Genomic DNA, 13,432 nt, shown 5'->3' with positions numbered 1-13,432 from the left:
TAATATTGAACTCCTGTCACATCGTTGATGTGACTCCCATGGATCAGCATCACCAAGCGCTACTTAAGGCAGTGAGCGAGGCGCTCAGTCCTGATCAGTTGCTCAATGGTGAGCATTGACTGAGGCGCAACGGAGAGGGTGATAGGCGGTCATTCAGGTTTGTATGCACGCCCAAGTAAGATCCTGGAAGCCAATCTGACTCGAAAAGAATCAGTCCAGTGTTCTTTGTCAGCCATCGAGATGACTTCCTTGATGAAGTAGGTGTTTGCCTCTTTCTTTGTCATCTTCTGTGCTCCAGCTCACATCTGTCTTACACGAGGTTCTACTGGTCATTCAAGGGGTTGAGGTCAATGCGTCTTGCTGTTGTGCTTTAAGGCTTCTCGGAAGGCCTCATAGCGCTCTCTCAAGGTCAAAAAAGATCCTGGTAGAGGTTAATCAGAGCAAGTCAGGCAAAAAAGTTCATCAACTCATGCTCTGGTTCTTCTTTTGAGGGCTGTCCTGGTCCTGCAGGGCTGTGAAGTTTGCGTGCTCCCATCCGATGTCGACCCATCAGGGCTCAACAGGCAGCCTCTTTTAAGGGCTTGGTGCTCTGATAAGCCTTTTGTTGGCCAGAGCAAATCAGCGGATTTCAGCCCAAGAACCTCATTGGTTAATAGAACCTGACAATGTCTATGTGGGAGAGGATTTGATTGCTAGAGATTCACTTAAGAACTCACTTTCGGGCACGCTAAGCCGCTTCAGCTACGGCTCAGCCATAGCCAGAGCTCAGCCATAGCCAGAGCTCAGCCATAGCCAGAGCTCAGCCATAGCAACTGTCCAGCCATATGACTTGAGGTGTTAATTGTTTAGAAAATTTGGGTTGCCATTGCATTCGCTTACAGCCACAGCATGCGAACGAGGCTCGGCCAACCCTTTCGCCATGAGTGCTTTCTTGCTGATGGACACACAGCGGTTATGGCCCCTGGAATGCTGGGCCACCTCCTTGAAAAGAAGAAGAAAGGCAGCTCCCCCAACTGCAAGCAGCAGGATCAAAACATTCATCTCTGACACCCTTCGGATCATGTTCCCAATGTCATGACGCTCCATAAGCGTTCATAGCTTGCTCACCAGGTGGTGTCACAGGATGTCCAGCCATAATTTTTGGGTTGGAGCCAAACGGCTGCAGAGTCCTCATCTTTCATGCCTTAAAGAGTCTTGAGGAGTTTCGGCACGTCACCTTGCATGGCCCCGTTCGCTTCAAAAAATTAGTCAACCGACGCCGACCGAAAAAGCACAGATGAGTGGCAAGCCCTTGAGCAACATTCCCCAAAGGCAACACGAGGGGGTATGAGGGGCTTTCTGCGTCAGTGCAGAGAGGGAATAGGGCTTTAGATATTTCTGCCAAGTTTTCAGTGATCACAGCCATATGGCCGATACACAGGGATATGCCTGCATCGCGCTCCGGAAAGGATTACTCCCCTGGAGCCTTGGCGTCACAGGCTTCTGCGTGAGTTGATCCCCGTCCTCATAGAACTATCAGCTGATGTTCACTCCTTTGGGTGATGTAATTCAGATCGATTTAGGAGATGGTGAAGAGGTCCAGGAGGGATGACCTCCACTATCCAGATCAGATCAATGAAACTCTTCTCCTCCATCGCTGCCGCTTCTGTTATCGGCGCTTCAATGTTTGTTGCCCCACCGGCTGCGGAAGCTAATAACCATCATCATTACAGTCATCAACGTCATCATGAGCTAAGAAGAATTCGTCGAGATTTCCGCCATGATGTTCGCGAATTTAATCATTATAGGAGAGTATATAATCGCGATTGGCGTCATGCTGGCAGGGTTTACAACCGCGAGATGTATGGTTATCCGCGTGTGATTCCTGCTTACGGCTACGGCTATAGGTATCGTCACCCTGGATTCGGAATCCAACTCAGGTTCTGATTTGCATTTCCTGTCGGGAAGCCTGAAGCCGTGAAAGCGAGGCTGAAAGCAATACAAGACCCGAAAGGGAAAAGCAGGGGGCGTTGAGTAGTCGCTATCGATCTCCCGACAAAAAATCTCACATCAATCACGCCCCGCCAACAGCGGGGCTTTTTATTGCCTACTGCCGACTGTTGCTATGACTGCTGAACAGACCTGATACCCATGTCAGACGAGCAACTCAAAGCCTTTCTTGAGAAGGTCAAAGCTGACACCAGTCTTCAGGATAAGCTCAAAGCCGCTGCTGATTCAGATGCAGTTCTTGCGATTGCAAAAGATGCTGGCTTCAGCATCTCTGTCGATGACTTGAACGCTCAATCAGAGATTTCTAACGAGGAGCTGGAAGGATCGGCTGGAGGTGGCACCGGGCGCCATACCTGTGGCACCGGCAGCTGTGGGTGTTTTTGCTCGATTTATGAGTGTTAGATAAGTTTACTCATTAATTTACTCATAAGAGCTCCTGTAACCTCAGGGGCTTTTTATTTCTTCAATCTCGCCAGTAATCCCACAAATCAGCCTTCAGTGCTTGGCACGATTTAGCGCAGCAATTATTAGCTAAAGACGCTTCAAGATGTCGTTGCTATAACCGCTAAAGACTTCCGATAGCTATGTCAGACGAGCAACTCAAAGCCTTTCTAGAAAAAGTCAAAGCTGACACCAGCGTTCAGGAGAAGCTAAAAGCTGCAGCCGATTCTGATGCAGTGGTTGCAATAGCTAAACATGTGGGGTTTACGATTTCAGCTGATGACATTCAGACCGACATTTCACAAGATGAGCTGGAAGGCGTGGCTGGTGGAATTTGTAGACAGAGCTGTATCTGGAGATCCATATTCAAAGCGGCTCCAGAATGATCCAATCAGCAAGCCTACACATTCAAAAGCCTTCCGCATTGACAGGGGTGCTTTCTTATTTCAATCACCCCTAAAAAGCCTACACATTGGTTTTCATTATCTAGAATCATTGCCGACAAAATAGTCACTGATTTCACCCATGCAGTAGCCTGGTAAATCGACCAAAAATGTAAGTTACAGCGAATAAAGCCTCACAATTATTTTCCCTGATTTTAATGATATTCGCGCAATCCAAATGCCAAAGACTTTGTTTCCTATCGCTATCACTCGTGCTATTTATTCGTGCTGCGAAGCCCTGCCGCAGCTGATGCCTTCATTTCAGTGCCAAGCCTGTGACCAACACTCCCTGAAGGCAAGGAGAGGGGGCAGGGGGAGGGCAGTGTCCGTGCTGTTGCGTCATAGGACTTAGGAAATTTCTGCTCGATGTCTAGCAAGCACCGCCAGGCGGCAGATGTGCTGGGAAATATCTGCATCTCATTCCAGAAAGGCCTTCTACTGGGATCTTTGGCGTGACTGGTATCCGAGAGAGCAGAACGCTGTCTAGGAGATGGGTCTGATCCGTTCACCAGGACTCCACCAGAACTGCTCATTGGTTGCACCAGGGCGCAACCAGGAGCTCACAAACGCATCAGACATGGTGCAGGTGTCCGGGAGCAATCCCACACCAACACAAGATCAATGGAAGTCACTTACACCAAACTCCAACTCGATGCAGCTGGCCAAACCAAATTGTTGGAGCAAACCAGCGACCAAACGATGATGGCCAAGCAAGGCGAGACCAGCTTTGTTATTCATGGCCAAGACGGCAAAGCCAGCACCGCAGTTGATCAGAAGTGGCACATGATCAGTGCCGAACAAGTGGGTGACAGCGGCAGCGTCATCTGGCAACACGCTGATACCGGAGCATTCCGCGAAACCAAATACAGCATCGACAAAAACCAAAAAACCTGGACTCAAAGCGGAGAGACTCAGGAACTCAACACCAGTGAGCTCTACGCGCGGGAAGGCCAACACAAAGCAGACCTCAATGGTGATGGCTTTCAAAGCTCGAGCGCACTTTCGCTGAAAGGTCCTGGCAATCAACAGCAAGGTTCGTCAGAAATCATGTTGGAAGGTGATGGTCTAATCAGCAGCACAAACAAGGTTGTCGGCCAATGGAAAGCAGACCGCAACACTGAATACTCCATCGAAGGAAATGATAAAGCGCTATTTTGCATTGATAACAATGGCGAAGTGAGGTTCACCGGAGATTCATTTGCTCCAGAGGCAAGCAAAGCGAATGGTCCAACAGCCTATGAAATCACAGTCAAGGCCACCGATAAATCAACGAATCAGAGCGTCAGCCAAACGATCAAGCTTCAACAAAGGCATGTCATCGAAGTAACGAACAATGCTGGAGATACACGCGAAGGCTCATTTGGGTGGGCTGTTGAGCTTGCCAATAAATTAGGGGCAAAAAATGCTGCCTGCGAGATTCGCTTCAAAGAAAGCATGACAATTGAAAGCAAGAATGGATATCGTCTCACGCATGGTGACGTTAAAATCAATACTTATGATTCTAAAAATGTCTCAATCAAGCGTAAAAGTAATGGTTCGGCGTTCACCATCGGAGAATACGAATACGCAAACAAGCACGATGTTGACAAGCAGCCAGATCTTCGAGTAGAAGCATCAAATATCAATATCTTTAATACAACCGCGAAAGGTCAAGATGCTGCAAAAAATGGCGGCGGCGGCGGTGGATACGGGACAGGAGCAGGAGTGCTTCATTACAACGGCCACCTGACATGGAGCAATAGCGTCGTCCAAGGAAACAAAGTGGTGGGTGGTCATGGAGCAGGTATTGCCTCTAATGGAAAAGGTGGCTCCTATTACATCGCAGGATCGGGGAGCGGCGCCAGAACCGTGCACAGAACCGCCGACCGAGGCGATCATGGCCTTAGGGGTGGCGGAATCAATGATCGCAATCATAGTTTCGGTAACCAGAAAGTTGATGGTGGTGCTCCAGGGAAAGTTGACCCCTATTTTTTAACCTCAAGCGGGAGAGACAACCATGGTAAAAAAGGCTCCAACGCACCGAATAGTGCCGGGCTAGGTGAGGGCGGAATTGGGCCTGGAGCTGGCGGGGGCGGAGAGTATCCACGTGCAAACGACGTCTTTAACTACAAAAGTAATAAAGGCAACACTGGAAAACCAGGAAAAGGCTCGAAGGCTGGCTATGGCGGAGGCCAGGCAGCACAAGGTAGCGGCAAGATTGATGATTCCGACACAAGAGAATGGGGCGGTACTTCGGAATCCAACAAAGGGGGACGCGGGTCGGCACAAGGCGCATTCCTGTCGTCACTAGCTCACAAGAATGATAAAAATTCAGTGACGATAAGGTCGACTGATGCCCTAGGAAACGAAGCACAGTCGTCTAGTTCAGCAGGAAAAACAAAGAACATTAACAGCAGATATATTGAAATCAAAATCGATAATTACCGCCAGTCTGACAACCGCACAGCACCTGATATGCAGCGCGAAACAGTTCAAGTCGGTACTCACAATACTGATCACAACGTTGACCGTAGTAATGCGTTCAATAATTCAGGTAAATTCACCCAAGCAGAACACAAAGAGCCCACGAGCATCGCAGTGAGGTCAAAATCTTTTGTGGTTAAAGAGAATGAGGCCAACATCGTTGGGCAAACCATCGACCTTGATCCAAACAAGTCTCATGTCATCTTCTTAGGGATGCAGCTTAATGGCCAAAATAGCGTCACAAGTGAAATTCAAAATTGGCAACAATGGAGAGATGGAATTTCAGGAATTATGCAAAAAGTCTATTCTGTGAAGACAGAGCAGCAGATCCGAAATAGCAGGAAAGGATTTATACAGACTTGGGGTTCCACACTGCTCCAAGCAGCTGGTCAGGCCGGCGCCACAACAGGTCCAGCAAGCCTGATGTTTAATGTAACGAAGGGGATCGGGAGCGAAATATCAGAAGACCGCCGTATCGAGAAAGAGCTCAAAGACAGAGAGGCAACCATCGAAGAACAACAGCGGGTAGAGAGCCACTTTGTAGAAGCGCTGAAAACAAATCCCATTCAGGTCACTGATGTAAGAACGCGCCCTCTTCACAACAATTTCAGCCTTGGTACTCACACGATCGAGTTCCAACCAGGACTTGATCCCTTGCTGAAATGGGAAAGTGTAAAAAATGGGCAAGCAATTATATCTGTCAACAACAGAGATTTTAACAATAGAACAGCAGACAATAAGGCTAAGCAGTTTTCGCTCTTCAAGCTAACAAAAGAACAGACAAAAGAGATGGAGAACATCGAGAATAAGAGCGCCTATCTCAATAGTTTCATTCAATTCAGGCAAGAAGCTGGCAATGGCTTTATCTCCGCAAGAATGGGAACTCAGACGAAATGGCTGTTCGTTAAAAATAATGCTCAAGATCCACAAACTGGAAACAGCAATGATCGAGTGGCAATTCAAAGAGATTACGGTGCAGGCTTGACTGACAAAACGAACTTGGTAGTTGACACTTTTCAAGGCAATGATGTGATTCAAGGCGATCGAGGCAATAGCACAATTAATGCAGGGCGAGGGGATGACTACATTCAACCCGGTCTTGGCAAGGATATTGTCAAAGGGGGCGAAGGCATCGACACAGTCAGCTATGCCAATATCGAGCATGCGTTAAAAGCAAGGGTTGAGAATGGAAAAGTCACTCTCAAATTTGATAAACCAGCCAAAACAAACACCGTCATGGATGACAAGGTTTCAGGAGTAGAAAAATTTATTTTCGGGAAAAATGCCAATATTGATTTGAAAGGGCTAGCGCCTGCAGTTAAATACTCAACAACTGATCCGAATCGAACGACAAATCATCAAGTCACCAGGACGATCATGTTCAATGAAGGCTCCACATTTAAAGGATCAGCAGGAGATGAAAAAATCATCGTTGGCTTTGTCGTCAAAGAGGGAGCCCCTAGCACAGTTGACTCGATCAAGAAAGTATCAATCGATGGCCGAGGTGGAAGAGACACTGTAGTAATTAATGGTTTAGATTCGCACCTAGAAAATGGGCACAAAGTGTCTATCGATAGAACAAAAAAAGAGGTCAACCTCATTAAAGGTGATAGCAAGAAAGCAATCGTTAGCTATCGAAACATCATGGGTGATCCAACAGTCATCACCAAAGACAATCAGGTTATTGAGCCGGAGCTCAATCCATCCAAGCCAGCAGTAGAAGAGGTTAAAAAGGTCGATCCAAGTGTTAGCCCGCTCACCCAATTTGATGCTGAGCCAACAACTACCTCTGCCTCTGCGTCAGCTGATCAGCCAATGATGGTTGATTCACTCACTGGAAACACTGTTGAACCCGCTAACAATGTCACCGGCACCGGACCGCAATTAAAAGCAGGTACTGATTCTCTAACTGGTGAGACAATGACCAATGCAGATGCAGACAGCTCTGACTGGACTCCAATGCATCCAGATGCCGGTCTCAGTGAAGGGTCTGCGAATCATTCGAGAAATCTGCTTGCGGCTCAGCCCAATGGCATCAATTCCAATAATGAGTTCAACACTCATCCTGAAACACTCAGCGTTCTTGAGGTCGATCCGATCCCAGCATCCATCGCTGGGCAACCAGTGATAAGTGATCCGCTTGAGGCCGTGGGAGCTGACGCAACCTATCGGTCAACGTCTACACCAGCTGGAGTGATTGAGATGGTCTAACAGTCGTTGAAGACTTCATGATGACTAAAACAACTAGATGAAGCCCCGCTTAGTGCGGGGTTTTTGATTACTGCGGTGCTGTGCTGCCACTGGCTTCCTGACCAACTGAGCCCTGTCAGAACGTTGGCTCTGAAACTCCAGTGGCTCCACCTACTCCTGGGTCGTTCAGGTGGTGACGTTCATTGGCTGAACTGAGACCCCACGACGCTTCATTTCCTGTGCATCGTTTGTCTTTTCATTGATTGGTCGGCCCCTCTTGGCTCCAATCCTTTTGCTGTAGACCTCAACAGTGTGTTCCCCGATCAGATTCATCGATCCCAGACCAGCAAAGAACTTTCCTCAGCGTTGACATGCGACTGGCTAAGTCTTGGGTGCTTTGTCGTGATGTTTTGCTCTTAGAGACTTTCTGTCGTTCCTGCCAATGGTTCATCGGTTGATGGTGTGACAGTGCAGCTTGGTCATGTTCAGCCGAAGAATCCCTTGGACTGTAAAAACAGTCCGACAGCCAGCAGTGGGCCGAATCCAGCGATCAGCAGCGTGATTTTCATGCGCAGGGGCGAGACCTGCTTCTCCTTCTGCACCGGCATGGATCGGGATTGAAACGGCCTTGATTCTGCAGGTCAGCCTTTCGTTTTGCTGCCGCGGAGAATCAGCACCGGATTCATGGGTGCCAACCGGGTGCCATCCGCCAGAGGTTGACCGCGATAGGCCTGCTGCTGGTTGATCTGAATGGCCCAGCTGGCGTGATTCAGGATTGGCTTCAGTTCTGCAAGAGCCTCAACGTTGGCCATCGGAATGGCAACGACGCCACCCGGGTTCATGCGATGGATCACGGCTTGCAAGAGCTCTGATCGCTGGCGGCCACCCCCGCCCAGGAGCACGCGATCGGGTGCCGGCAACTCTTCGAGAACAGACAGGGCGCTGGCTTCTATCACGGCTGCTGGTTTCACTCCCAGTCGTCTGGCGTTGGCCTCAATCAGCGTTCCGCCACCGCTGCGTTGTTCCACAGCAAACAGTTGCAGTTGCGGCCGGAGTCTCAGTGCTTCCAAACCCACGCTGCCGGTGCCAGCGCCCAGATCCCAGAGCACTCCTTGTTGAGGCAGCTGCAGATCAGCCAGCAGCTGGATTCTCACTTCCCGCTTGGTCATCAGCCCAGGTCGGTCGTGGTGTTGCAGATACAGACCGTCGTCGAGTCCGAACAGAGGCAAAGTGTCTGCAATCGGAGCGGCAGGAGGTTCTGCCAGCAGCACCACCAGGTGCAAGGGATTGAGATCAGACGGGGTGGCCTGCGTTGGGTTAAGACGCTGGACGCGCTCATCATTGTGGCCCAGTGCTTCAAAAAGCCAGAGGGCGTAACTCGCTTCCAGCCCGCTGCTGCCGAGGATGCGACGCACATCATTCACCCCGCCGCGGCTGGGATCGGTGAGCACAGCAAGGGCGGAGGGGCGCTGTTGTAGCCGTTGAATCAGTGGAGCTGAATCACGCCCATGCAGGCTGATCCATTCCGCGTTCTGCCAGGGTCTCCCCAATCGAGCAAAAGCCAGTTGCAGTGAGGATGGACCGGGGTGAAAGCGCAGACTCTCTCGCCCCAGACGTTCGATCAGGATCCGGCCGATACCGAACCAGAGCGGATCGCCACTGGCCAGCACCACTCCTCGTTGGTCTGAGCCGAGGGCTCTCAGGCTCTGGCAGAGGCTGATCGGCTCGTCGCTGTTGAGGCACCTCGCTGAGGAGTCACATTTCAGCCATTGCTTCAGCGCTGGTTGCATTCTTTGCGGCGCAGCGATCAGATCGGCTTGTTGCACCAAGGCCTGGAGTGCTTCTGGCAGCGAGTCAGGGGCACCTGCATCGGTACCGATCACATCAATCATGCTGCCATTCTCATGCCAGCGCCGATCCTCTGCAGTTCAGAGCTCGTTGGCAGTCTTCACCACAGAAGCGGCCCAGGTCCCGGTCGCCAAGGCCATTTCACTGACATCCATCCATGCAGTGTGGTCCCTTGCTGTTGCGCTTGTCTCTCATTGTTCCCAGAACAATGGCTGACACTGATTGCCGAGTAGTATTGCTGCTGCTTTTTATGGTTTTGGGGAATAAATACTCAATCACTTCTGCCAGATACATTTTGGGCTTCTGCACAGCAACAATTGATCAAGGTTGAATGAAAGTTGCCTGCATCATTCTCCCAGATTTTGTGGCGCAATGGATCTGAGATTAATTCAATTCCTGTCTGAATGTCGCGATGAAGAGCATGAAGCGATTGATCGTTGGTTCCATGCTTTTCAGCCAATCTCAATGACAATGGCTGGTGCGATCAGTTTTGCAAGAGACACCACAAGGTTGGCTGAGCTTCTCGGAACAACCGAATCTGCTGCCCATAACGCTTGATCAGCAATCATTTGATCAGCGTCAAGTTGATGACTTGATGCTTGCCATCTTGAGTATGGCTGCAGTGGTTAATTGTGCCCCAAGCGCCCGCATCAATCACTACTTGCCATCGATGCATTCAACTTTAAGTCAATGCTCTGAATTCTTATGGTAAACTTTTGCGATTGATCTCGAATGACATCGAGTCGGGTCGATCGGATTTCCAGCGTTCACTGGTGGTTGCCTCATAAAGATATTGGAGTGATGTTGAAGCAAGCTCACTCCACGTTTAGTGACGATTTTCAGGGCGAAGAAATTCAAGAAATGATGGAAAAATGGGTTGAAAATGTCTGCCGATTGTCAGAGGGAGATATGCGTGATCTTCTGAGCCTGGTAAAAGAATTTTCCCTGGATTGAAAGTGGATCGGTTGTTAGTCAGGTTTTTGCTTTCAATCGTCAGGGCGCTAGCAATGCTGATGATGGCCACTCGTGTCGTCAGGCCTTGTATTGCGGGCGATCAACAGCATTGCTAGTAGGTCCATAGTTCATACAACGACTGTCTGTGAGCAAGTCTTTACGCCGCGGAGCCTCGCTTCTTTTTGCTTCAGCTATGGGATGCGCTGCCTTGACGGGGCTCAACGGCCAAGCGGGCAGCGTCAGGTTGGCGTCGAGCGGCCAAAGCTGTCCTGAAGCTGCTGTTGAACAGACCGCCACGGTGGTGACTCCGGTCACAAAAGCCAACTATGCCTTTGCGGAAACCGAAGTGATCCTTGCCGATTATGTGCGCAAGATCGCCAAAGGCACCTGCAGTGATGGCGTTGGTGTGTTCTTCCACCAAAAGACGGCCCAGGATCCAAAAGAACGTTCGATTCTGCGGCCCAATTTCGATACGCTCTATTCCTTCGCTGTGCTGGATCTCAACAGTCCGGCCACTGTGGTGTTGCCCGACACCGATCGCTATCAGATTCTCGAGGTCGTGGATGATGAACACTGGATCCCGTTGATCAGTGACAAGCCGGGGCGCTACACCCTCACCAAGGATTCCATGGGTAGTCGTTATGTGTTCGCTTTTGTGCGGACTCAGGTGAACATGCAGGATCCCGAAGATCTCAAGCAGGCAGCTGCTGTTCAGGACCAGATCAAGCTTGAGCAGAGCGAGAAGGGCTCATTTGTTGTGGGTCACAAGTACGACATGAAGCAAATTCTGGCCTTGCGCGCTGACTACAACGCGCGACGACAACCAGAGGGGATCACATCGGAAATGGCTTTTGGCAAAAAAGGGCAGATCAGTCCTGAAATGCGCAACTTCGGGGTTGCCATCGGCTGGGGCGGCCTCCCTAAGGAAGGCGCTGTTTATCCATTTCCGAAGGTCGTTGACTCGACAGAGCCTCAGACGCTGACTCTAAAAAACGTTCCGATTGATCCGCGGGCGTTCTGGTCAGTGACTATCTATGATAAGGATGGATTTTCCATTGGTGAAAACTATAATATCAACAGTGCTTTTGCCAAGCAGAATGAGCAAGGAGAGTATGTGATTCATCTTGGTGGTGATAAAAATCAAGACAATTATCTTGATATTTATCCGGGATGGAATGCCGCGATTCGCATCTACTCACCAACGAAAGCTTACTTTGATGGTTCGTGGACTTCTCCTCAATTCAAACCGGCAAAATGAATGCCGCCCAAGGGCTTTGTGTTATGACTTTTCTGTTGGATCGACGCAGTTTTGTCTGAGTAAGGTCCTTGTTGCTGGCGAAAAAACCATTTGGCAGAGCGCGTGTGGATGATGTCCACACGCGTTTTTGCTTGTGGTTTTTGCCGGATGGCATGCAGCCAGAATTCCCCCTGATCCCGTTTGGGCGAATTTCTTTTTGCTGCGCAGTCGCATCACCTGATTTTCTTTAAACAAAAAAAGAACGCTAATTCGGCAGTCAATGAAAGGGTTCGCGAGCAGATTCTGCACCAGGTCTTCCGCTGTTTTTCTCGCTTCAGCGTTTGCTGCCAGTCTGAGCACGCCAGTCCTTGCACAGAGCGCTGTCAACGCTTCAGGTTCTGTCCCAAAGGGTTACACCACGCCAATTCCCGCTGAGCTGTTCACGCCTGATCAGGTCGACACCAGTGCAGGCACGTTTCGCTTTTTCGACGGCATGCCGGATGCCGCCACGGTAGACGCCAGTTTTGATTACCTCAAATTCATCCGCGCCTATGAGACGTTTCTCACGTTGATGCCGGCTGCCAGCATCGAGATGATGCGTGTTGGTCATGCGCAGCAGGGGGTCGACGACTACACGAAGGTCATGTTGATGGCCCCGCTGAATTCCAATCCACTTTTTCTGACCGGAAATACCGACACGGTGTATGGCTCCGCCTTCTTCAATCTGAAGGACACGGGGCCGATGGTGATTGAAATCCCAGCCGGCCTCGGCCCTGGCACGATCAATGATGCCTATTTCCGATTCGTGGCCGATACAGGTGCTCCCGGCCCAGATCGGGGCAAAGGAGGCAAGTATCTGATCCTTGGTCCCGACGACGCAGAGCCCGCGAACACCGAGGGCTATTTCGTGTTTCGTTCACCCAGCTACTCCAACTGGTTGATCATGCGTGCTTTTCTCGATGATCAAGGCAAGCCTGATCAGGCGGTTGCCAACTATGAAAATGGCGTACGTCTTTATCCGCTCTCACTGAAAGACAACCCTCCGGCGATGACTTTTGTGCAAGGAGGCGATCTCGTCTTCAACACGGTCCATGCCAATAATTTCCATTTCTTTGAAGAGCTGAACACGGTGATTCAGCGTGAACCGGTCGATCTGTTTGACCCAGAACTGCTCGGACTGGCTTCGGCGATCGGACTTGAAAAAGGCAAACCCTTCAATCCCAGTGCTGAGGATCGCAGGATTCTCGAGGAAGCTGTGCAGGTGGGAGTCGCCTATGTGCGCTCCGACATGGGTAAGCCTCGTAATCGCGACGTCTACTTCTATGAGGACAAGCAGTGGTTCAGTCCTTTTGCCGGCGGAAGCCATGAATGGCTCATCGATGGCGGCAAGGGCGGCAGAAACCTTGATGCCAGAAGCAACTTTTTCTGGGGTTACACCGTCAACACCCCTGCCATGGTGCTGAAGATGGTCGGTGCCGGATCCCAGTACGGGGTGGTGGCGACTGATGCCGATGGCGTCTATCTCGATGGCAGTAAGAACTACAAGTTCACGGTGGATGCCAACGTGCCGGCCAAGGATTTCTGGTCGATGGTGGTTTACGACCCCCAGACGCGCTCTGAATTGCAAACGCCCCAGATGCTGCCCAGCAAAAACAGCAAGCGCAACAAAGACATGGTGGTCAACGCCAATGGCAGCATTGATCTCTACTTCGGTCCTACTGCGCCGCAGGGCAAGGAAGCCAACTGGATTCAGACCATTCCCGGTAAGGGATGGTTTGGAATTTTCCGTTTTTACGGACCGCTGGAGCCTTGGTTCGACAAGACCTGGCAGCTCAACGACATTCAGCCTATCGGTTGAGACCTGAAC

Annotated in this window: 9 protein-coding genes; 7 read left to right on the top strand and 2 right to left on the bottom strand. The window is 50.4% G+C overall.

What is annotated here, in order from left to right; translation table 11 throughout:
- Nucleotides 1-1,587 precede the first annotated feature (1,587 nt).
- The 4 genes from SIB58_RS10670 to SIB58_RS10655 all read left to right on the top strand — a co-directional run bounded on the left by SIB58_RS10670 (nucleotide 1,588) and on the right by SIB58_RS10655 (nucleotide 7,547).
- Nucleotides 1,588-1,926 (top strand): hypothetical protein, encoded by a 339-nt coding sequence (locus tag SIB58_RS10670; protein ID WP_156486601.1) that lies wholly within the window; start codon nucleotides 1,588-1,590, stop codon nucleotides 1,924-1,926.
- A 204-nt stretch (nucleotides 1,927-2,130) separates the two neighbouring features.
- Nucleotides 2,131-2,391 carry a Nif11-like leader peptide family natural product precursor gene (locus SIB58_RS10665; RefSeq protein ID WP_066906972.1) on the top strand — a complete coding sequence of 87 codons (261 nt, stop codon included), beginning with the start codon at nucleotides 2,131-2,133 and terminating at the stop codon, nucleotides 2,389-2,391.
- Nucleotides 2,392-2,573: 182 nt separating this feature from the next.
- A complete protein-coding gene (locus SIB58_RS10660; RefSeq protein ID WP_066906975.1) occupies nucleotides 2,574-2,816 on the top strand; it encodes a Nif11-like leader peptide family natural product precursor in 243 nt (80 codons plus the stop codon).
- A gap of 678 nt (nucleotides 2,817-3,494) precedes the next feature.
- Nucleotides 3,495-7,547 (top strand): hypothetical protein, encoded by a 4,053-nt coding sequence (locus SIB58_RS10655; protein ID WP_067325951.1) that lies wholly within the window; start codon nucleotides 3,495-3,497, stop codon nucleotides 7,545-7,547.
- 464 nt (nucleotides 7,548-8,011) lie between these two features.
- On the opposite strand, the gene SIB58_RS10650 is transcribed toward SIB58_RS10655, so the two are convergent.
- Both SIB58_RS10650 and SIB58_RS10645 read right to left on the bottom strand, forming a co-directional pair.
- Nucleotides 8,012-8,134: a hypothetical protein gene (locus tag SIB58_RS10650; RefSeq protein ID WP_255355636.1), complete on the bottom strand. Its 123-nt coding sequence runs from the start codon at nucleotides 8,132-8,134 to the stop codon at nucleotides 8,012-8,014.
- 33 nt (nucleotides 8,135-8,167) lie between these two features.
- A complete protein-coding gene (locus SIB58_RS10645; RefSeq protein ID WP_067325949.1) occupies nucleotides 8,168-9,418 on the bottom strand; it encodes a bifunctional cobalt-precorrin-7 (C(5))-methyltransferase/cobalt-precorrin-6B (C(15))-methyltransferase in 1,251 nt (416 codons plus the stop codon).
- Between the two features lie 688 nt (nucleotides 9,419-10,106).
- On the opposite strand from SIB58_RS10645, the gene SIB58_RS10640 reads away from it, so the two are divergent.
- The 3 genes from SIB58_RS10640 to SIB58_RS10630 all read left to right on the top strand — a co-directional run bounded on the left by SIB58_RS10640 (nucleotide 10,107) and on the right by SIB58_RS10630 (nucleotide 13,423).
- Entirely contained in the window at nucleotides 10,107-10,328 is a 222-nt protein-coding gene (locus SIB58_RS10640) for a hypothetical protein (protein ID WP_066906988.1), read from the top strand.
- 193 nt (nucleotides 10,329-10,521) lie between these two features.
- Nucleotides 10,522-11,586, top strand: coding sequence for a DUF1254 domain-containing protein (locus SIB58_RS10635; RefSeq protein ID WP_067325943.1), 1,065 nt, complete (start codon nucleotides 10,522-10,524; stop codon nucleotides 11,584-11,586).
- A 259-nt stretch (nucleotides 11,587-11,845) separates the two neighbouring features.
- Entirely contained in the window at nucleotides 11,846-13,423 is a 1,578-nt protein-coding gene (locus SIB58_RS10630; protein ID WP_082823328.1) for a DUF1254 domain-containing protein, read from the top strand.
- The last annotated feature ends 9 nt before the right edge of the window (nucleotides 13,424-13,432 follow it).

Source organism: Synechococcus sp. MIT S9504 (assembly GCF_047497135.1).
Classification (GTDB): Bacteria; Cyanobacteriota; Cyanobacteriia; order PCC-6307; family Cyanobiaceae; genus Synechococcus_C.
Note: the sequence above shows the minus strand (reverse complement) of the source record. Positions and strands in the feature narration are given on the sequence as shown.

What these genes read in the sequence shown, in the direction of transcription:
- SIB58_RS10670 (WP_156486601.1), top strand. Translation starts at nt 1,588, where the DNA reads ATGACCTCCACTATCCAGATCAGATCAATGAAACTCTTCTCCTCCATC.
- SIB58_RS10665 (WP_066906972.1), top strand. Translation starts at nt 2,131, where the DNA reads ATGTCAGACGAGCAACTCAAAGCCTTTCTTGAGAAGGTCAAAGCTGAC.
- SIB58_RS10660 (WP_066906975.1), top strand. Translation starts at nt 2,574, where the DNA reads ATGTCAGACGAGCAACTCAAAGCCTTTCTAGAAAAAGTCAAAGCTGAC.
- SIB58_RS10655 (WP_067325951.1), top strand. Translation starts at nt 3,495, where the DNA reads ATGGAAGTCACTTACACCAAACTCCAACTCGATGCAGCTGGCCAAACC.
- SIB58_RS10650 (WP_255355636.1), bottom strand. Translation starts at nt 8,134, where the DNA reads ATGCCGGTGCAGAAGGAGAAGCAGGTCTCGCCCCTGCGCATGAAAATC.
- SIB58_RS10645 (WP_067325949.1), bottom strand. Translation starts at nt 9,418, where the DNA reads ATGATTGATGTGATCGGTACCGATGCAGGTGCCCCTGACTCGCTGCCA.
- SIB58_RS10640 (WP_066906988.1), top strand. Translation starts at nt 10,107, where the DNA reads ATGACATCGAGTCGGGTCGATCGGATTTCCAGCGTTCACTGGTGGTTG.
- SIB58_RS10635 (WP_067325943.1), top strand. Translation starts at nt 10,522, where the DNA reads ATGGGATGCGCTGCCTTGACGGGGCTCAACGGCCAAGCGGGCAGCGTC.
- SIB58_RS10630 (WP_082823328.1), top strand. Translation starts at nt 11,846, where the DNA reads ATGAAAGGGTTCGCGAGCAGATTCTGCACCAGGTCTTCCGCTGTTTTT.